Raw genomic sequence first — 18799 nt, 5'->3', positions numbered from 1 at the left:
GAGTGCGTACGTGCATGCCGAGGAGAGCCATGCCCTACCTTCGTGTCACCGTGACCGACCCCGACCTCCCCGCCGGGACCCGGCACCTTCTCGCTGAGGGCCTGACCGGCCTGGCGGTCTCAGCCCTGGGCAAGGACCGCGCGCGAACCATCGTCCAGATCAACGCGGTTGAGCCCGGCAGCTATTACGTGGACGGCAGTCCCTGACCGGCGGTGCGCGCGACGCCCACGTCGAGGTCAACATCACCCTGGGCACCCTCGCCCGGGCCGGTGTCGCGCTGCATGAACTGCCGCCGGAGAGCTACGGCTACCACGGGGTGACCCAGTTCGACTTCTACCGAAGCGTGTCGGCCGCCCGCTGAGCGCGGGTCGGCACGGCTCAGCCCACGTCCGTGTCGGCGGTCAACGCGTCGACCACGTCCCGGAGTTGGGCGCGTGCGGTGATGCCGAGCTTGGGGAAGGCCCGGTACAGGTGCGAGCCGACGGTGCGCGGGGACAGGTACAGCTTCTCGGCCACCTCACGGTTGGTCAGGCCGAGGGCGGCGAGCCGCACGATCTGCTGTTGCTGCGCGGTGAGTGTCACGAAGGCGTCCGGTTCCGTCGGACCGCTGTGGGCTCCAGCGGCCCGGAGTTCGGCCTGGGCCCGCGCCGCCCAGGGCCGCGCGCCCAGTCGGCGGAGGACGGCCTCGGCCTCGACGAGCGGCCGCCGTGCGTCGGCGATCCGTCGGCGGCGGCGCAGCCACTCCCCGTACGCCAACTGCGCCCGGGCGCGCTCGAAGGGCCGGCGGCCGAGCGCCGGTTGGTCCAGGGCCGTGACGAAGTGCCGCTCGGCCTCGTCGACGGGGACGAGCACCGCCCGGCTCAGCTGGACCAATGCGCTCCTGCGCGGGGCGAGGGCGCCCGCGTCCGCCAGGGACTCCGCGACGCCGTCGACGATCCGGGCGGCCTCGTCCCGGTGTCCTGCCCGGGCCGCGGCGGCCGCCAGTTCGGGCAGCGCCGGGTGGGCGAGGTGGTAGTGGGCGGGGTTGCCGTGGTCGTCGAAGAGCACACGGTAGTGCTGGTACGCGGTCGCGTGGTCGCCTTCCGCGGTGGCGGCGGTGCCGAGCGCGCGATGGGCGAGGACGAGAACGGAACGGCTCTCGTGCGGGTCGACCAGCGAGAGGGCGTGCCCGGCCCGGGCACGCGCTCCGGCCGCGTCACCGCGCAGGGCATGCAGCAGCGCATCGGTCGAGGCGGCACAGGCCACGGCATGGTCGAGCCCGGCACGGGACGCGACGGCCTCGAGGTCGGCGCAGGCGCTCTGGGCGCGCGCCCACCGCCCCTGTTCCAGGTAGGCGAGGGCGGCGACCCCGCCGAGGCCGTCCGGCAACGGCCCCTGCGACCTCCACGAGGCGAAGGCGTCGTCGAAGGTCCGTGCGGCCGACTCGGTCTCGTCCAGCAGCCAGGCCGCGACGGCGAGCAGGGTCAGCGTCTGTGGCTCCTCGCGTGCCGCCGCGGCCAGGGCGGGCAGCCGCGGCGCGAGGTGCGCGGGGGCCGCCTCGGGGTGTGCGACGGTCTCGACCCAGTCCGCCAGGAGCCTGTCCCGCTCGCTGGACGCAGGGGCGGGGTGCGCGGAGATGCGGGGCAGCAGGCGTTCGATCTCGTACAGCTGGCCCGCGTCACCGGAATAGAAGCGGACCACCGCGGCGGCGGCCAGGGCTTCCAGCGCGGCCCCGGGCGCGCCGCTGTCCGCCAGCGCGGCGGCGGGGCGCATCAGCTGTCCGAAGGCGGCGCTGTGCGAGACGGTCAGTGCCATGAGCCGGCCGACCTCGAGGGCCGCGAGGGCCGCGGCCGTCGGATCGTCGGTGCCGGCGCGGGTGCGGGCGGCCAGCCGTTCGACCGTGTCGAGTCGGCCGGTGAGGACCGCCGCCCTGGTCGCGGCGGCGAGCAGCCGGGTGCGCTCGCCCCGGTCGGGGTGACGTTCCGCGGCTCTCTCCAGCATGTGAGCGGCGGCCTCGTAGCCGCTGCGCTGCCGTGCCCGCTCCGCGCCGGCCTCGAGTACGGCCGACACCCGCGCGCTCGACCCGGAGGTGGCGGCGGCGAGGTGCCAGGCGTGCCGGTCGGGGTCCTGCTCGCGGAAGAGCTCGGCCAGTTCGAGGTGCGCCGCCCGCCGCTCCTGCGCGGGGGCCGCCTGGTAGGTCGCGAGGCGGGAGAGCGGATGGCCGTGGCGCAGCCGTCCCCCGCCGCGCCGCACAAGCCCGGCCTCCTCGGCGGGCGTCCACACCGGGTCCGCGATGTCGGGCAGCCAGGACCGCACCGCGTACGCGGGATCCTCGGTGTCCGCGGCGGCCAGGCGCACCACGGCGCGGCGGGTCGCGTCGGGCAGGGCCGCCAGCCGGTCGGCGTAGAGCCGCTCCAGCCGGTCGGTCACCGGCAGCGGTCCTTCGGGGCCGGGCTCGGCGTCCGCGGCGGCCGTGGCGCGGGCCAGCTCCACCAGCGCGAGGGGGTTGCCCTCGGCCTGGTCGAGGACGCGGGCCCGGACGAACCCGGTCGGCACCTGTGGCTGGAGGTCCAGCAGCCGCACCGCCGCGCTCCGGTCGAGCGGCACCAGCTCAAGGGTCGCCTCCCGCGCGGTGATGTCTCGCGGCGTGCCGTCCCGGGTGGCGACCAGCAGGGTCACGGATTCGTCGGCGGCCAGGCGCCGGGCGGCGAAGGAGAGGGTGTCGAGCGAGGCGCGGTCGGCCCACTGGGCGTCGTCCACGACCACCAACAGCGGCTGCCGCGCGCCGAGTTCCGACAGCAGGGTCAGCGCGGCGATCCCGATGAGCATGGGGTCGGGCGCCCGGCTCGGCTCCGCCAGGCCGAAGGCGGCGTGCAGGGCTTCGCGCTGCCGCGGGGGCAGTGCGTCCATGTCCTTGCGGACCGGCCGCAGCAGTTGGTGCAGGCCGGAGAAGGCCAGATCGCTCTCGGAGTGGCTGCTGTGTGCCCGCAGTACGCGTCCGCCGTCCGCGGCGAATCGGTCCGCGACGGCTTCCACCAAGGTGGTCTTGCCCGAGCCCGGTGCTCCCACCACCGTCAGCAGCGGGCCCTTGGGGTGCGTCCCCGGGCGCGGCGGCCGCACCGCCGCGAGCAGTGTGCGCAGCTCCGCGTCCCTGACCACGTCGTCGTCCACCAGCTCTCTTCACCTCCCGCACATCGTACGAAGGCGGGCCCGGCGCAGGTGCAGTCAGGTGTCCGATACCGCCGAGGCACCCCCCGCCCGCAGGGTGGAAGACGTCCAAAGCCCCCCAGGCGAACGAGCCACGAAGGCGAGCGATGTCTCCTCACACCACCCCCGCGACCGGGACAGGGACCGGGACCGGGACCGGGACCGAAACACCGACGGTCAGCACCATCGAACTGGGTAACGTCCAGATCCACCGCGTCATGGAGTACTCCGACACCACCCCGATGACGACCGATGTCTTCTTCCCCAACAGCAGGCCCGACGAATGGCAGCGCCACACCGAGCTGCTGGCGCCGCACCACTGGGATCCGGCGACCGACCTCACCCGCGCCGCGACCCAGTCCTGGGTGCTGCGCAGCGAGGGCAGGATCATCCTGATCGACACGGGCGCGGGCAACGGCAAGTACCGCCCTCTGCAGCCGATCTGGTCCTACCTGAACACCGGGTACCTGGCGAATCTCGCCGCTGTCGGGGTGCGCCCGGAGGACGTCGACATCGTCGTCAACACCCATCTGCACGACGACCACGTCGGCTGGAACACCCGGCTCGTGGGCCGCGACTGGGTTCCCACGTTTCCGAACGCGACCTACCTCATGCCGCAACGCGACTTCGAGTACTGGAAGCCGGAGAACCTCCACAACACCGTGTTCGGCCGGGGCAATCAGAACGTCTACGAGGACAGCGTCACCCCGGTCGTCGAGGCCGGCCTCGTGCGGACCTGGGACGAGTCGTACACCATCGACTCCCATCTCCGTCTGGAGTCGGCACCCGGCCACACACCGGGCTCCTCGATCATCCACCTGGAGTCCGGGGGCGATCGCGCGATCTTCGCCGGTGACCTCCTGCACGGCGCGATCCAGGTGCACGAGCCGCACATCAACAGCTGCTTCGAGGAGGACGAGGACGGCGCCCGCGCCAGCCGTGCGCGCATGTTCGCGCGCGCCGCCGACACCAACGCCCTCGTGCTCCCCGCCCACCTTCCCGGCCGCGGCGCCTTCGAGCTGCGCCGGGAGGGCTCCGGCTTCCACCTCGCCAACTGGGCGCCGTTCAGCCTCACTTGACGTACGGACCGAGCGCCGGCCCCGGTCCGACGTGAGCGCAAGGACGATGCCGAACCGGCCGCACCGACGGGCGTGTCGTCCGCCCCTCAGCCCGCCATGCCGACACGCGGCCGGGGCTCCGTACGGGAGGAGTTCTGCCGGCTCAGGCCGCGGCCGATGTCCGCCGCCGTCGCCAACAGCGCGTGGATGAGCTGCTGGTCGTCGCGGCGGTCGGCCGGGACCGTCGCGGAGATCGTGGCGATGACCCGGTCACCGCCGAAGTACATGATCGGGACGGCGAAGCTCTTGTACCCGTGCATGCACGACTCCCGTTCCTGGGCCCATCGCCGCTCGCGGATCCGGGCCAACTCGGCGCGCAGCGCGGCCGGGTCGAGCCGGTCGGCCGTCGGAGAGCCGTCGGCGCGCTGCGCCTCAAGGTCCGCGATCACGTCCTCCTGGTCATCGCTGTAGGCCAGCAGGACCCGCCCGGAGACGGTGAGCGGCCGGGACACGTTCGAGCCCACGGCCGCGACGACGGCGGCCTCCCGGCGGCCGCCGAGGCGTTCCAGGTAGCAGCAGTCGGTGCCGTGCGGCACGGCCAGGTGGACGACGGCCTGGGTCGCGGCCCGCAGGTCGAGCATCGCCGGGCGCGCGACGGCCCGCAGATGGGCCGGTCCGGGGACGAGCCGGCCCAGTTCGAAGATGCGCCAGCCGAGCTGGTAGCCGTCCGGGGTGCGGCTGAGGTAGCCGAGTTGGACGAGTTCGGTGCCGAGCCGGTGCACGGTCGCCTTGGGCACGCCGGAGCGGCGGCTGAGCTCGCTCAGACCGAGGCAGGTCGAGCCGGAGGAGAAGGCTCCGAGCACCAGATGCGCCTTGCCGAGCACGGAGCTCATGTGTGGTTCGGGGACCGCGGGCTCGACGACCGGGGCGGCCTGCTCGTCGGTTTCGAGTTCTGCCTGGGCGCTCGCGCGCATACCGCTTCCCCTCGCCGATTCGGTTGGACAGGGGTGATTGTTCAAACTTCGTGAACCAGTTGGCAACCCCCATCGGTCGCGGCAGGTGGCGGCAGGCCCCCGGTGACCGCCCGGAGCGCGGCGCCGATCCGCCCAGCGGACCGAGCGGTTCCTTCCGGGACGTGCGGCGGAGAGGCTGCTGACATGAGTAGCCAAGACACCATCGACACCCTGGTCAGGCGCATCGAGGTCCTGGAGGCAGAGGCCGACATCCGCCGCCTTCAGGCCCGCTACATGTTCCTGTGCGACACACCGTGCCCGGAGTACGGGGTGGACAGCGACGAGCAGCGCATCGAGCTGATCCTCGACCTGTACTCCGACGACGCCGTCTGGGAGGGCGTCGGCGACTACTACGACAGCCAGTTCGGCCGGGCCGAGGGCAAGGAGGCGATCCGCGCGCACTTCAGCCGCTTCTGGCCGCAGGACCAGGACCCCAAGCTGCTCCTGAACGCCCACTGGCTCACCTCGGAGCAGATCCATGTGCACGGGGACGAGGCCGACGGCCAGTGGATCCACTTCCAGCCGTGGCTCTTCGAGAACGGCAAGTCCCTGATCCGCGCCAGCCGGCTCAACAACGCCTTCCGCAAGGTCGACGGCGTGTGGAAGGTCACCCGGACCCGGACCGAGAACGTCGCCATCGCCGACCTGCCCGACTTCTTCGCGAGCAGCTACCCGAAGCGCTCCGTGCTGCTCAAGGCGCCGGGTACGAACCACACCAATGAGCACGCGGCCGGCGCCTGAACGGCTCCCCCTCACCGTGGGAGCGTCCCCGCGAGGCACGCTGGAGGCGGCACCTGCTCGGGAAAATGTCGCAGTCATACGTGTAACTGCGACATTTTCCCGAGCACACCTCCCGCCGCGGGCCGGAGTCCCCTCACCCGTTGAGGCTTCGCTCCACCCAAGCCGCAGCACGCAGGGCTGCCGCCTCGGATTCCGCGATCACCTGGAGTCCGAGCGGCAGCCCTGCCGCGTTCCGCAGGCCCGGCACGGCCACCGTGGGCAGACCGAGGGCCTGCCACGAGCGGCTGAGTACGGGGTCGCCGGTGGCGTCGAGCCCCTGAGGGGCCGCCCCGGGCGCGGCCGGGCCGAGCACCGCGTCGTACTGGGTGAGGAGCGCACCGAGTTCGGCGCGTGCGGCGGCGACCAGCCGGCGCGCGGCGAGGTAGTCGGCTTCCGGGGTGTCCGCGCCGGTTCGCAGCAGCCCGGCCAGGGGCGCGCTGAGACGGTCGGCCCGCTCCAGCTCGGCGGAGCGTTCGCGCGCGGCCTCGTACGCCATCACCACCGGGTGCGCCGCGGTCACTTCGGCGATCAGTGCCTCCAGCGGGAAGGCGTCGACCTTCGCGCCGCGGTCGGTGAGCCGAGCCTCGGCGGAGGCGAGCGCCGCGCCCATCTCGTCGGACACGGCCGCCAAGGGGGCGGCGTCCCAGAGCGCGATCCGCGGGGCGCTGGACGCGGCGTCGCGGGCCGGGTCCGGCTCGCCGGTGAGGGCCGCCCAGGCGAGGGAGACATCGGCGGCGGTGGCCGCGTACACGCCGTGGGCGTCGAGGCTGGGGCTGAGGCCGGCGACGCCGTCGGTGGGCAGGTGACCGTGGCGCAGGACGAGCGAGGCGACGCCGCAGTACGCGGCCGGGCGGGTCACCGATCCCGCGGTCTGGGAGCCGATGGCCAGCGGGACCTGCCCGGCGGCCACCGCGGCGGCCGAGCCGCTGGAGGAACCGCCGGGTGTGTGCCCAAGGTTGGCGGGGTTGCGGGTCGGGCCGGGCGCGAAGAAGGCGAACTCCGTGGTCACGGTCTTGCCGAGGGGAATCGCCCCGGCCGCCCGCCAGGCCGCCACGACGGGGGCGTCCCGCTCGGCGGGTCCCGCGTCGGCACGCAGCACCGAGCCGCACCTGGTGGGCAGCCCGGCCAGGTCGATGATGTCCTTGACGCCCATCGGGACGCCGCCCAGGGGGCCGGTGCGTACGGCGGCGGGGGTGTCCTCGAAGGCCACCCAGGCGCGTACCCGCTCCTCGGTCCGCGCGATGCGGTCGCGGCTGCGCCGCAGGGCCGCCTCGGGCGTGGTCCGTCCCGATCGCAGCTCGGCGACGAGTTCGCTCAGGGACCAGGGCTGTCGGACGGTGTCGTTCACTTGCTCTCCCATTGCGCGTCGGCCTCCCAGAAGTCCATGCCGCCGGCGCTCACGCCGTGGCGCCATTCGGAGGTGCGCCGCAGGGCGGGTTCGACCCGGGCGGTCTCCTCGTCCGCCGCGTCCGGGCCGTCCTGGGGAACTCCCCAGTGCACCCAGCCGAGTTCGCGGCCCGCCGCGTCGTGGACGAACAGGTCGACGTGCTTCCACCCGTAGCCGTGGTTGTCGTTGTAGCAGGTGAGGGTCATCCGCGGGGTGCGGTCGACCGGCTCGGTTTTCTCCATGCTCGGCCACTCCTCCTTTGGGGTCGTGCCTGTGGCGGCGCGTCCGTTCCGCCACAGGATCCGACCACATCGCCCTGCCACTTCCGCCGCGTCGGTCCACTCACCGGTCCGACCCGTCGCATCGGCACATCCCATGGCTGAGCATCCCGTTGGGCCTTGAACCAGCCGGAAGGAGCCGACATGGGTGACGCCCCCGAGCCGATAGCGGGCGCGAAGTGGCAGGCGGTGCTCGCGGAGCTCACCGAACGACGGGCGGAGTTCAACGCCCAGGGGTACGTCCCCCGTGACTTCATCGAGAAGCTCATGCCGTTCGGCGTCTACCGGCACGCCACCCCGATCCGGTTCGGCGGAAGTGTGCTGCCGCCCCATCGATTCCTCAGGCTCGTCGAGGAGGTGGGCCGCATCGACGGGTCCACCGCCTGGGTGGTGGGCTTCGCCTCCGCCAACACCTACCTCGGCGCGCTCCCCGTCGGGACGCAGAAGGAGATCTACCGCGACGGCCCGGATGTCGTCGTGGCAGGTGGTCTCTTCCCGATGCAGCGGGCCGAGCGGACCAAGAACGGGTTCCGGGTGAGCGGCCGGTGGAAGTTCGCCAGCGGCTGCATGGCCGCCGACTACATCAACGTAGGTCTGCTGGACGAGTCCGCGGGCGGGCAGCCCCGCGCGGCCCTCCTCCCCGCCGATCAGGTCACCATCGTCCAGGACTGGGACGTGAGCGGGATGCGCGCCTCGGGCTCCTTCGACACGGTGATCGACGACGTCGAGATCCCGCTGGAGTGGACCTACATCCGCGGCGGCGCCTCCCGGATCGACGAGCCCCTCTTCCGCTACCCGCTGCTGGCGTACCAGGCGCAGTGCCATGCGGCCATCGGGCTCGGCGTGGCCCTGGGCGCCCTCGACCACGCGCAGCACTCCGGCTCCTACCGGGGCATCACGGGCGCGCCGCCGGTCGGCGAACGGGCCTACTACCGCACGGAGTTCGCTCGGGCGTACGTGGCGTTGCAGTCGGCACGCCGCTACTTCCTGGACGTCGCCGAGGAGGTGTGGGAGACCGTCAGCGCCGGGGAGGAGGCGAGCGCGGAGCAGGTCGCGCGCAGCCGCCTCAGCGCCGTCCACATCGCCGACACCGCCGCCCAGGTCGTCCACGACCTGTCCAAGGTGTCCGGGGCGGCGATCATCCAGAACTCCCACCCGCTGAACCGGATCCGCCTCGACGCCCAGGTCCCCCAGCTGCACGCGTCCCTCAGCCAGCACATCTACGACGACGCCGGGGCCGTCCTGCTGGGCCTTGACCCGACCACCCCCGGCTTCCTGGGCCCCGCGGACCCGCGTGGCGACCGGGACCGCTCCAGGAGCAGCAACACCGAGGAGAAGACACCATGACCATCGAGTTCACCCCGGCCACCATCCATCAGCTGGAACCGTCCGATCTCGTCCAGGACGATCGCGTCGCCGCGCGGGTCTACACCGACCCGGAGATCTTCGAGCGCGAGATGACCGAGATCTTCGAGAAGACCTGGATCTGGGTGGCGCACGAGAGCGAGCTGCCCAAACCGGGCAGCTTCAAGTCCACCTACGTGGGCCGCAATTCGGTGATCGTCACCCGGGACCGCAAGGGCGCCATCCACACCCTGGTCAACCGCTGCCGGCACCGCGGAGCCAGCCTGTGCGAGAAGCCGCGCGGCGAGGCCAACGGCTTCACCTGCCCCTACCACGCCTGGTCCTACGGCCTGGACGGGCGGCTGCGCGGCATCCCCTACCCCGACGGCTACGAGGGGGTGCTGAGCAAGGACGAGATGGGCCTGCGCAAGCTGCGCACCGAGAGCTACCAGGGCCTGATCTTCGCCACCTTCGACCACGACGCGGAGCCGCTCGAGGAGTTCCTCGGCGATGTGCGGCAGTGGGCCGACCGCTTCATGAAGCAGGGCGGCGGTCTTCCGCTCAAGGTGATCGGCACCCACCGCTTCAGGTTCCGGGGCAACTGGAAGATCCAGCTGGAGAACACCACCGACGGCTACCACTTCCCGATCGTGCACCGCTCCTGGATGAGCTCCGTGGACGGTGAGACGGCCGACATGCTGAGCTTCATGACCGACCCTGCCTCCACCTGCCAGGACCTCGGCAACGGGCACAGCGTGATGCACATGGTGCCGGCGCACATGGACCTCGACGCCGACGACGGCAGCGAGCCCCTGCAGCCCCGATTCGACGGTCTGGTGGCCGAGTTGAGGCAGGGCGGGGCCGACGACGCGCAGATCCGCAAGCTGGTCCGCTCGATGCACGGCACCGGGTCGAACCTCAACCTGTTCCCCAACGTCGGCCTGTCCTCGGCGTTCTTCCGGGTGCTGCGCCCGGTCAGCGTGGACGAGACGATCATCGAGCACGTGGCGCTCGGTGTGGACGCCCCGGAGGAGATCGCGGGGCCGATCCGCCGCGAACGGCTGCGCATCCACGAGCACTTCCAGGGCCCCTTCGGCTTCGGTACCCCCGACGACGCCGAGGGCTGGGACCGCGTCCAGCGCGGCGCCCAGGCCTGCCCGGAGATGCCGATCATGGTGAACCGCGGCCTGAAGCGCGAGACCGAGGCCCCCGAGGGCTGGCCCACCTCGCACAGCACCGACGAGACCGGTATGCGGGCCGCGTACCGGATGTGGAAGAAGATGATGAGCAATGGCTGACACCGCCACCACCCCCGCCACCCTTGCCCCCGCCGCTCCGCTCGACGACCCGCGCGTCGTGCGGGCCATCGAACTGGCCTGGCGCGAGGCCGATCTCCTCGACCGCAAGGAGTACCGGGCCTGGAACGAGCTCTACACCGAGGACGGCATCTACGTCATCCCGCTCGATGCCACCACCGAGGACTTCGACGACCAGCTGAACATGGTCTACGACGACGCCCGGATGCGGGCCATGCGCGTGGCGCGCCTCACCGAGGGGTACGCCATCGCGGCGGTCGACTCGGCCAGGACCGCGCGCACCGTGTCGCGCTTCGTGCCCGTGGAGACCACCGACGGATCGGTGTCGCTGCGCGCCGCCCAGGTCCTGGTCGCCTACAAGCGGGGCCGCCACCAACTGTGGGCCGGGGACGTCGAGTTCACGGTGCGGCTCGGCGCGGACCGGTCCGGGGACCGGATCGTGCGCAAGGTGATCCGGCTGGTGGACTCCGAGGACGCCGTGCCCGCCGCGGGGTTCCTGCTGTGAGCGTCGCCGTCCAGGTGTCCGAGATCGTGGAGGAGAGCGCGGCGGTCCGCACCCTGCGGCTGCGCAGGGCCGACGGCGCCGCGTTCGGCCCCTTCGCCGCGGGCGCGCACATCGATGTGACCGGCCCGACCGGGGTCCTGCGCCAGTACTCGCTGGCGGGGGACCCGGCCGACCGCTCGTCCGTCCTCATCGCCGTGAAACGGGAGACGGAGTCCCGGGGCGGCTCGGCCGCGCTGCACCGCACGGCGGTCGGCGACCGGTTGACGATCGGCCCGCCGCGCAACCTGCTGGGCATCGCCGACGCGGCCGACCGGCACCTGCTGGTCGCCGGCGGCATCGGCGTCACCCCGCTGCTGAGCATGGCCTACGAACTCGACCGCCGCGGCGCCGACTTCGCGCTGCACTACTTCGTCCGCTCACGCGCCGAACTCGCCTTCGGCGACCTGCTGGAGCGCCGCGCCGAGTTCCGCGACCGGGTCACCGTCCACGTCGGCAGGCCGCGCGCCGAGCACCCGGACATCCTCGCTCCCGCGGCGGCCACGCTGAGCGCCGACAGCCATGTCTACACCTGCGGCCCGGTCGGCTTCATGGACCAGGTCACCGCCGTCCTCGCCCCGGTCGTGGGCGCGGCGCAGGTGCATGTCGAGCACTTCTCGGCGGAGCCGGTCGACGCCTCGGACAACAGGCCGTTCACGGTGGAACTCGACACCGGCGAGGAGTTCGAGGTCCCCGCGGACCGGTCGATCCTGTCCGTGCTGGAGGAGGCGGGCATCCCGGTCGGCAAGTCCTGCGAGGAGGGCATCTGCGGGTCGTGCGTCTCCGGCCTGCTGGAGGGCACCGCCGACCACCGCGACCACTGCCTGTCCGCCGCCGAGCACGCGGCCGGCACGGAGATCGCGCTCTGCGTCTCACGGGCACGCTCCGACCGGCTCCGCATCGAGCTGTACTGACCGTCGGCCGGTGCTCACCGGCCACATGCCGCAACTCCCCTGCCGACAGGCCCAGAGGTAGAAACATGACCGAGCAGATATCAGCGGCGGCCACCACGGGTTCGCCACCGCCGCAGCGCACCGGCATCGTCCGTATCGCCATGGCCAGTGGCGTGGGCACCTCCCTGGAGTTCTACGACTTCGCCATCTACGGGACGGCGACCACGCTGGTCCTCACCGACACCTTCTTCAGGACCGACGACGCCTGGTTCGGCACCTTCCTCGGGCTCGCGACCTTCGCCATCGGCTTCCTGATGGCCCCGCTCGGCGCCGCCGGGTTCGGCTGGCTCGGCGACCGGTACGGCCGGCGCTTCGCGCTGCTGCTCACCTTCATCGGCATGGGCGCGGCGACCGTCGCGATGGGCGTACTGCCGACGTACGCCCAGATCGGTGTCGCGGCGCCCCTGCTCCTGGTGGTCCTGCGGATGGCACACGGCCTGTTCCGCGGCGGCGAGACCGGCGGCGCGGCCGCCCTGGCCATCGAGCACGCCCCTGATGAGAAACGGGCCCGGTACGGCGTGTTCGTCGCCCTCGGCTCGCCGTTCGGGACGATCCTCGCCAACCTGGCGTTCGCCGCCGTGCTCTTCCTGCCGGACTCCAGCGTCGCGTCCTGGGGTTGGCGGCTGCCCTTCCTCGCCGGTGGCATCGCCATCGTCATCGGCATCTGGATCCGCCGGGGCGTGGCGGAGAGCCCGGTCTTCCAGCAGATGGTGCGCGAGGAGGGCGAGGGGCTCAAGGCCCGGCGCCCGGTGGCCGATGTCTTCCGCTCCAACTGGCGCCGGGTGCTGCTGGCGGCGGGCGTGAACATCGGCCTGAACTCCTGCACGTTCGCGCTGGTCACCTTCATGATGTCCTACGCGACCGCGGCCGCGCCGGACGGTCTCGGGCTGCCCCGGCAGGCGGTGGTCAACGCCAGCACCCTGGGCCTGCTGGTCCACGCGGCGAGCAACGTCCTCGGGGCGTTGGCCTCGGACCGGTTCGGCCGGCGGCCGGTCATGTTCGCCGGTGCGCTCTCGTCGCTGGTCGCGGCGCTGGTCATCTTCCCCGTCGCGGGAGCGGGCACCATCGGCGCCCTCACCGCGGCGCTGATGCTCGGCTTCGCGACGACCGGGCTGCTCTTCGGCCCGATGTACACCTTTTTCACCGAGCTGTTCCCCCGCGACCAGCGGCAGTCCGGGATGGGTATCGCCTTCCACCTCGGGGCCGTCCTCGGCGGCGGCATCTCCCCGCTGATCGCGAACCGGATCGTCGCCGCCACCGGCAACGCGGTCAACGTCGGCTACTACCTCGCCGGAACCTGCGTCCTGTCCCTGGTGTGTCTGATGGCCCTGCCGGAGACGGCGCCCCGGGCGCTGCGCCGCCTGCAGCTGAAGCAGGCCGGGGGCGCGCTGCCCACCGACGTCCCGTAGCGGTGCGCTCAGGCCCCGGGGTCCGGGGCGACGGCGCGGCTCACGCAGTCGCGGAGCAGGGTGCGCCGCTGGTCGTGCAGGCTCGCGGGCTCCTCGGCGGTGGCGGCGTAGACGTTGCTCACCGGGGACCAGGCCATGGACATGGCGATGACCATGGCCAGCACGTCGAAGGGGTCTCCCTTTCGGATGCGCCCGGCGGCCTGCGCCTCGGCGATGGCGCGGAGTTTGTGGTCGTCGTAGTGGTCGTGGTCCGCCACGAGATGCCCGGCCGGGCGCCGCTCCAGGCGGGCCCAGGTCGCGAGCCGGATCAGGTCCGGGCGGCTGAGGTACTCGTCGTAGAGGCGCACCGACCAGTCGGCGAGGTCCGTGGCGTCGATGGAGACGACATTGGTGATGCGCTCCAGCGAGGCGAAGAAGATCGCGTCGAAGAGCTGCTCCTTGTTGCCGAAGTAGCCATAGAGCTGCGCCTTGTTGGTGCGTGCGGCGGCGATGATCCGCTCGACGCGGGCACCGGCGATGCCGTACTGGGCGAATTCCTGGGTCGCGACGTCGACGATGCGCTGATACGTCGCCGCTCCGCGGCTGCTGGACGGCTGTTCGGGCATGCATCGCACCGTAACAGACCGACTCGTCTGTTTGCTTCTCGGCCCGGATGCGCCTACCGTCAAACAGACCGAACAGTCTGTCTTGGATCCGTCCTGGATCCGTCTGAGGAGTTGGCGATGCGTTCCACGACCGGATGGCAGGCGGACGGCGCGACGGGGACTCTGCGCCGTGCGGCGCTGGAGCGCCGGGACCTGCGCCCGGACGACATCGCGGTACGGATCGAGTACTGCGGCGTCTGCCACACGGACCTGCACGCGCTGCACGCGCACGGGAGCGACGCGAACGGTGCACTGGTCCCCGGGCACGAGTTCACGGGCGTGGTGACCGAGGTGGGCGGCGCGGTGGCCGACTTCTCGCCGGGCGACCCCGTGGCCGTAGGCAACATCGTCGACTCCTGCGGCACCTGCCCCATGTGCGAGGCGGGACAGGAGAACTTCTGCCGCGAGTTCCCGACGCTGACCTACGGCGGGACCGACCGCCAGGACGGATCGACCACGCTGGGCGGGTACGCACGCGAGTACGTCGTGAACCACCGGTTCGCCTACCGACTCCCCGCGGGCCTCGACGCGGCCGCCACGGCCCCGCTGCTCTGCGCCGGCGTCACCGTCTGGGAACCGCTGCGGGCGCTCGGCGTGGGACCGGGCAGCACCGTCGCCGTGGCGGGGCTTGGCGGCCTGGGCCACCTCGCGGTCAAGATGGCGGCCGGGCTCGGCGCCACGACCTCCGTCATCAGCCGGACCCCGGACAAGGCGGAGGAGGCACGCGACCTGGGGGCACAGGGGTTCGTCGTGTCCACCGATCCGAAGCAGATGGAGGCGGTCCGCGACCGGTTCGATGTCATCGTCGACACCATCTCCGCTCCCCACGACCTGGCCCCGTACCTGCGGGTGACCGCGATGGACGGCACACTCAGCCGGCTCGGCGATCTCGGGCCGGTCACCGTGGACACCATGGACCTGCTCATCGGCCGCAAGAAGCTCAGCTCCGCGGGCAGCGGCGGCCGCCCGTCCACCGCCGCCATGCTGCGCTTCTGCGCGGAACACGGCATCACCGCCGACATCGAGCTGCTGCCGTCGTCCCAGGTGAACACGGCCCTCGAACGCCTGGAGCGGAACGACGTGCGCTACCGGTTCGTGCTCGACATGTCCGACCTGGACTGAGCGCTATCCGGCGTGCAGTTGCCGGTACTCGTCGAGCAGGCGGCGCAGCTGCCGCACCATGAAGTCGTAGTAGGTGTGCATGTCGCGCAGTCGCGCCTGCTGCACCTCCGGCATGCCGGCTCCCCGTTCCTGCGCGGTCTGGGCGAGTTCGAGCAACTGCTCGGTCTGGGCGAGCTGGTGCTGGAGGCAGCCGCTCCACGCGTCGTCACGCCAGACGTAACCGGCCTGGCGCACGCCGGGCACCTTGACCCGTTCGACCGTGCCGTTCGCGATGAGCAGGCGGGTCATCTCCGATGTCGACCCCTTGCTGGCCCCCAGCGTCTCCTGGAGTTCCGACAGGGTCATGGGGTCGGGGCTGAGCATCAGGACGCCCGCCATCCGCCCGGCGATCGGCGGCCACCCCATCGCACCCCCGATCCGCCGGCCGAAGTCCTCGACGAGCGGCCCGTTGTCGGCGGGTGGCGGCACCGAATCCTCCCTGTACGGAAAAAACTGAAAATTCATTCTTGACTGAACTTTCCTTGGTGCGTCAGATTACCAGCATCCGCCCTGGAGTCACCGGTGCGGGACGCTCCCGCATCAAGGAGTAGACATGTCAGAGCACGAGAAAGCTCAGGACGTTCGCGACCTGATCGTCGTCGGGGCGGGCTCCGCGGGTGCGGCGCTCGCCGTCCGCGCCGCCGCTCGCGGCCGGCGGGTCCTCCTCCTTGAGGCGGGCCCCGACTACCGCTCGGCACAGATGCCGGAGGCGTGGCGCTCCCCCAACCCCGTGGTGGCCCTCATGGATCCCGCGGCCTCGGAACATCTCGTATGGACCGGTCTGAACTCCTCGCGCACCGAGAGGCAGCCGCAGGCCCCGTACTGGCGAGGCCGCGGGGTGGGCGGCAGTTCGTCCGTCAACGGCCAGATCGCGATCCGGCCGCCCATGGCGGACTTCGAGGAGTGGGCCCGGCTCGGCTGTACCGGATGGGCGCCCGATGACGTGCTGCCCTACTTCGCCAAGCTGGAGGACGACGAGGAGTTCGGCGACGAGGCCCACCACGGCCGTGGCGGACCGACCCCGATCCACCGGACCCCGAAGGACGCCTGGGGAAGCATCGACCGGGCCCTGGCCGACTCGGCCCTGGCGGCGGGGTTCGGCTGGGCGCCCGACGTCAACGCCCCCGGCGCCACCGGTGTCTCGCCGTATCCGATCAACTCCCGTGGCGGGCGCCGCGTCAGCGTCAACGACGCCTACCTCGAACCCGCACGCGACCTGCCCGGCCTCACCGTCCGCGGCGACGCACTGGTCGACACCGTCATCTTCGAGAACGACCGCGCCGTCGGTGTGCGTGCGGTGATCGACGGATCCGTCGTCACCGAGTACGCGGACGAGGTGATCCTCAGCGCCGGAGTCATCCACTCCCCCGCGATCCTGCTGCGCTCGGGCATCGGCCCCGCCGAACAGCTACGGGCACTGGGGATCGAGGTGCGCCAGGACCTGCCGGTCGGTGTCGGCATGCAGGACCACGCGATGACGGTGCTGTCGCTGCCGTTGCGGGCCGAAGCCGCCATCACGTCACCGCACGACCGGCACACCAACGTCTGCGTGCGCTGGTCCAGCGGGACGGGCACGCACACCGACGACCTCATGTTCGTCTCGCTCAACCAGAACGTGCTGGCCATGGCCACGGCCAACACCCAGGCGCACGCGGGTGCGTTCGGTGTCTGGCTGAACCGGACCCACTCGCGCGGCGAACTCAGCCTCGTCTCCACCGACCCCACGACCCACCCGTACGTCGCCCAGCGCATGCTGTCCGACGAACGCGATCTCGCCCCGATGAGGGAAGGGGTGCGCGCCCTCGTCGAGTTGAGCGGCAGCGCCGACACTGCCGCCGTCCTGGGCGGATCGATCGAGGAGGCGAACGGCCCGCTGTTCGCGGCCCTCGCGAACGACAGCGACCTCGACGACCACCTGCTCTCCACCGTCATCGACGCCCAACACGGCACGAGCACCTGCCGGATGGGCGCCCCCGGCGCCGCCGGGACGGTCGTCGACCCGGCGTGCCGGGTGCAGGGTGTGCGGGGCCTGCGGGTCGTGGACGCCTCGGTCTTCCCTTCCGTGCCCCGGGCCAACACCAATCTCGCCGCCATCATGACCGGCGAACTCATGGCCGACCGGCTCGACGCCTGACACCGCCCCGTGATGCACGGAGTCCCGTACCGAACAGAAACGGCCCCACCCATGGAAACCCTCCAGAACTTCATCGGCGGATGGTGGGAAGAGCCGGCCGGCGAGGACGTCGCCGCCGTGGTCAACCCCGCCACCGAGGAAGCCATCGCGCGGTTCCGCGCGGGCAGCGCCGCCGCCGTCGACCGCGCCGTGGCCGCGGCAGGCGCCGCACAGCGCGCGTGGGCCGCGCGCACCGTGGCCCGGCGCGTGGAACACCTTCACGCCTGGGCCGACACGATCGCGGCACACGCCGCGGAACTGGCCGAACTGGAATGCCGGGAGATGGGCAAGCCGGTCGGCGGCATGGGAGCCACCGGAGCGCATGCCGCGTACGACGCCGCGACCCGGCCCGCCGCCGTGCACATCGCCGACACCGCTCCGGCGGGCGCCCTGTGATCGCCGCCAAGGAGGCCGCGGCGCAGCACATCCGTGCCGCGGAAGACGACCTGATCGCCCTGTCCCACCGCATCCACGCCCACCCGGAACTGGCCTTCGAGGAACATCGCGCCAGCCGCTGGGTCGCCGACGCCCTGAGCGAGGCGGGGTTCGAGGTGCGGCACGGCTACTGCGATCTGCCGACCGCCGTGGAGGCGACGATCGGCACCGGGCCGACCCACATCGCGATCTGCGCGGAGTACGACGCCCTGCCCGACATCGGACACGCCTGCGGCCACAACATCATCGCCGCCGCGGCCGTCGGCGCCGGTATCGGCCTCGCCCCCTTGGCGGACGAACTCGGCCTGACCGTACGGGTGTTGGGCACCCCCGCCGAGGAAGGAGGCGGCGGCAAGGTGCTGATGCTGGACAAGGGCGCCTTCGACGGCGTGGATGCGGCCATGATGGTGCATCCGGCCGCGGTCGAGATGGCGGCGATGCCGGGCCTGGCCGTCACCCAGTTCGACGTGACCTACCAAGGCAAAGCGGCGCACGCGGGTGCCTACCCCGAGTTGGGCGTCAACGCGGCGGACGCCATGACCCTCGCCCAGATGGGCATCGGGCTGCTGCGCCAGCAGACCGCCGCCTCCGACCGCATCCACGGCATCGTCACCCAGGCCGGCTCCGCCGCCAACATCATCCCCGAGGTCAGCCGCGGCCACTGGATCGTGCGCAGCGACAGCCTGGACGCCCTGCGGCCGCTGGCGGAGCGGGTGCACCGCTGCTTCGAGGCGGGCGCGCTGGCCACCGGCTGCGAACTGTCCACCACACCGGTCGGCCCCGACTACGCCGACCTGCGGCCGGACCGGGACCTGCTCGACCTGTGGGTCGCCAACGCGACGGCACTCGGCCGCCGTTTCCCCGAACTGCCGAAGAGCGTCGCGGGCGCCGCCACCGACATGGGAAACGTCTCCCATGTCGTACCCACCATCCACCCCATGCTCGGCCTCGACTGCGGGCCGGCGGTCAACCACCAGCCGGAGTTCACCGCGGCGTGCACCATCGAGACGGCGGACCGGGCCGTACTCGACGGGGCGACCGGCATGGCCTGGACGGCCATCGACGTCGCGCTGGCGGCCGAACGCGGACGGAGGTTCGCCGACAAGAGCTAACCCAGGTCC

18 protein-coding genes are annotated in these 18799 nt (G+C 72.1%); 12 read left to right on the top strand and 6 right to left on the bottom strand.

The genetic code is table 11. From position 1 onward, the window contains the following. The first annotated feature begins 29 nt into the window (after positions 1 to 29). On the top strand, positions 30 to 206 hold the full coding sequence (locus tag OKJ99_RS17830) for a tautomerase family protein (protein WP_326017435.1): 177 nt from the start codon (positions 30 to 32) through the stop codon (positions 204 to 206). A gap of 172 nt (positions 207 to 378) precedes the next feature. Here the strand turns inward: OKJ99_RS17830 and OKJ99_RS17825 are convergent, their stop codons facing one another. Beyond that, entirely contained in the window at positions 379 to 3150 is a 2772-nt protein-coding gene (locus OKJ99_RS17825) for a helix-turn-helix transcriptional regulator (RefSeq protein WP_326017433.1), read from the bottom strand. A 143-nt stretch (positions 3151 to 3293) separates the two neighbouring features. On the opposite strand from OKJ99_RS17825, the gene OKJ99_RS17820 reads away from it, so the two are divergent. Beyond that, positions 3294 to 4265, top strand: coding sequence for an MBL fold metallo-hydrolase (locus tag OKJ99_RS17820; RefSeq protein ID WP_407700715.1), 972 nt, complete (start codon positions 3294 to 3296; stop codon positions 4263 to 4265). 86 nt (positions 4266 to 4351) lie between these two features. Here the strand turns inward: OKJ99_RS17820 and OKJ99_RS17815 are convergent, their stop codons facing one another. Further along, entirely contained in the window at positions 4352 to 5218 is an 867-nt protein-coding gene (locus OKJ99_RS17815; RefSeq protein WP_326017432.1) for an IclR family transcriptional regulator, read from the bottom strand. A gap of 183 nt (positions 5219 to 5401) precedes the next feature. Here OKJ99_RS17815 and OKJ99_RS17810 point away from each other — a divergent pair, with 183 nt between their 5' ends. Further along, a complete protein-coding gene (locus tag OKJ99_RS17810; protein ID WP_326017431.1) occupies positions 5402 to 5998 on the top strand; it encodes a nuclear transport factor 2 family protein in 597 nt (198 codons plus the stop codon). A gap of 133 nt (positions 5999 to 6131) precedes the next feature. On the opposite strand, the gene OKJ99_RS17805 is transcribed toward OKJ99_RS17810, so the two are convergent. Continuing rightward, a complete protein-coding gene (locus OKJ99_RS17805) occupies positions 6132 to 7385 on the bottom strand; it encodes an amidase (protein ID WP_326017429.1) in 1254 nt (417 codons plus the stop codon). Further along, positions 7382 to 7666, bottom strand: coding sequence for a hypothetical protein (locus tag OKJ99_RS17800; RefSeq protein ID WP_326017427.1), 285 nt, complete (start codon positions 7664 to 7666; stop codon positions 7382 to 7384). The genes OKJ99_RS17805 and OKJ99_RS17800 overlap by 4 nt, the downstream gene beginning before the upstream one ends. A gap of 180 nt (positions 7667 to 7846) precedes the next feature. Between OKJ99_RS17800 and OKJ99_RS17795 the strand changes: the two genes are divergently transcribed. From OKJ99_RS17795 to OKJ99_RS17775, 5 genes are all read left to right on the top strand, one after another. Then, positions 7847 to 9049: an acyl-CoA dehydrogenase family protein gene (locus OKJ99_RS17795; protein WP_326017425.1), complete on the top strand. Its 1203-nt coding sequence runs from the start codon at positions 7847 to 7849 to the stop codon at positions 9047 to 9049. Then, positions 9046 to 10344 (top strand): aromatic ring-hydroxylating oxygenase subunit alpha, encoded by a 1299-nt coding sequence (locus OKJ99_RS17790; RefSeq protein WP_326017423.1) that lies wholly within the window; start codon positions 9046 to 9048, stop codon positions 10342 to 10344. Before OKJ99_RS17795 ends, OKJ99_RS17790 begins: the two co-directional genes overlap by 4 nt. Next, a complete protein-coding gene (locus OKJ99_RS17785) occupies positions 10337 to 10867 on the top strand; it encodes an aromatic-ring-hydroxylating dioxygenase subunit beta (protein ID WP_326017421.1) in 531 nt (176 codons plus the stop codon). The genes OKJ99_RS17790 and OKJ99_RS17785 overlap by 8 nt, the downstream gene beginning before the upstream one ends. Further along, a complete protein-coding gene (locus OKJ99_RS17780; protein ID WP_326017419.1) occupies positions 10864 to 11817 on the top strand; it encodes a PDR/VanB family oxidoreductase in 954 nt (317 codons plus the stop codon). Before OKJ99_RS17785 ends, OKJ99_RS17780 begins: the two co-directional genes overlap by 4 nt. 65 nt (positions 11818 to 11882) lie before the next feature. Beyond that, complete coding sequence (locus tag OKJ99_RS17775; RefSeq protein ID WP_326017417.1) at positions 11883 to 13265, top strand: MFS transporter; 1383 nt, start codon at positions 11883 to 11885, stop codon at positions 13263 to 13265. A gap of 8 nt (positions 13266 to 13273) precedes the next feature. On the opposite strand, the gene OKJ99_RS17770 is transcribed toward OKJ99_RS17775, so the two are convergent. Further along, positions 13274 to 13870 (bottom strand): TetR family transcriptional regulator, encoded by a 597-nt coding sequence (locus OKJ99_RS17770; RefSeq protein WP_326017415.1) that lies wholly within the window; start codon positions 13868 to 13870, stop codon positions 13274 to 13276. A 117-nt stretch (positions 13871 to 13987) separates the two neighbouring features. Here OKJ99_RS17770 and OKJ99_RS17765 point away from each other — a divergent pair, with 117 nt between their 5' ends. Continuing rightward, positions 13988 to 15031, top strand: coding sequence for an NAD(P)-dependent alcohol dehydrogenase (locus OKJ99_RS17765; RefSeq protein ID WP_326017413.1), 1044 nt, complete (start codon positions 13988 to 13990; stop codon positions 15029 to 15031). Between the two features lie 3 nt (positions 15032 to 15034). Here the strand turns inward: OKJ99_RS17765 and OKJ99_RS17760 are convergent, their stop codons facing one another. After that, positions 15035 to 15499 carry a GbsR/MarR family transcriptional regulator gene (locus OKJ99_RS17760; protein WP_326017411.1) on the bottom strand — a complete coding sequence of 155 codons (465 nt, stop codon included), beginning with the start codon at positions 15497 to 15499 and terminating at the stop codon, positions 15035 to 15037. A gap of 124 nt (positions 15500 to 15623) precedes the next feature. Between OKJ99_RS17760 and OKJ99_RS17755 the strand changes: the two genes are divergently transcribed. From OKJ99_RS17755 to OKJ99_RS17745, 3 genes are read left to right on the top strand one after another with little or no spacing between them, the layout of a single operon-like run. Next, a complete protein-coding gene (locus OKJ99_RS17755; RefSeq protein ID WP_326017409.1) occupies positions 15624 to 17204 on the top strand; it encodes a GMC family oxidoreductase in 1581 nt (526 codons plus the stop codon). 51 nt (positions 17205 to 17255) lie between these two features. Next, on the top strand, positions 17256 to 17639 hold the full coding sequence (locus tag OKJ99_RS17750) for an aldehyde dehydrogenase family protein (RefSeq protein ID WP_326017407.1): 384 nt from the start codon (positions 17256 to 17258) through the stop codon (positions 17637 to 17639). Continuing rightward, a complete protein-coding gene (locus OKJ99_RS17745; RefSeq protein ID WP_326017405.1) occupies positions 17636 to 18790 on the top strand; it encodes a M20 family metallopeptidase in 1155 nt (384 codons plus the stop codon). Before OKJ99_RS17750 ends, OKJ99_RS17745 begins: the two co-directional genes overlap by 4 nt. Positions 18791 to 18799 lie beyond the last annotated feature (9 nt).

The sequence above is a fragment of the Streptomyces endophyticus genome, from assembly GCF_035798155.1.
GTDB lineage: Bacteria > Actinomycetota > Actinomycetes > Streptomycetales > Streptomycetaceae > Streptomyces > Streptomyces endophyticus.
This window is presented reverse-complemented; position numbering and strand designations above follow the sequence as displayed.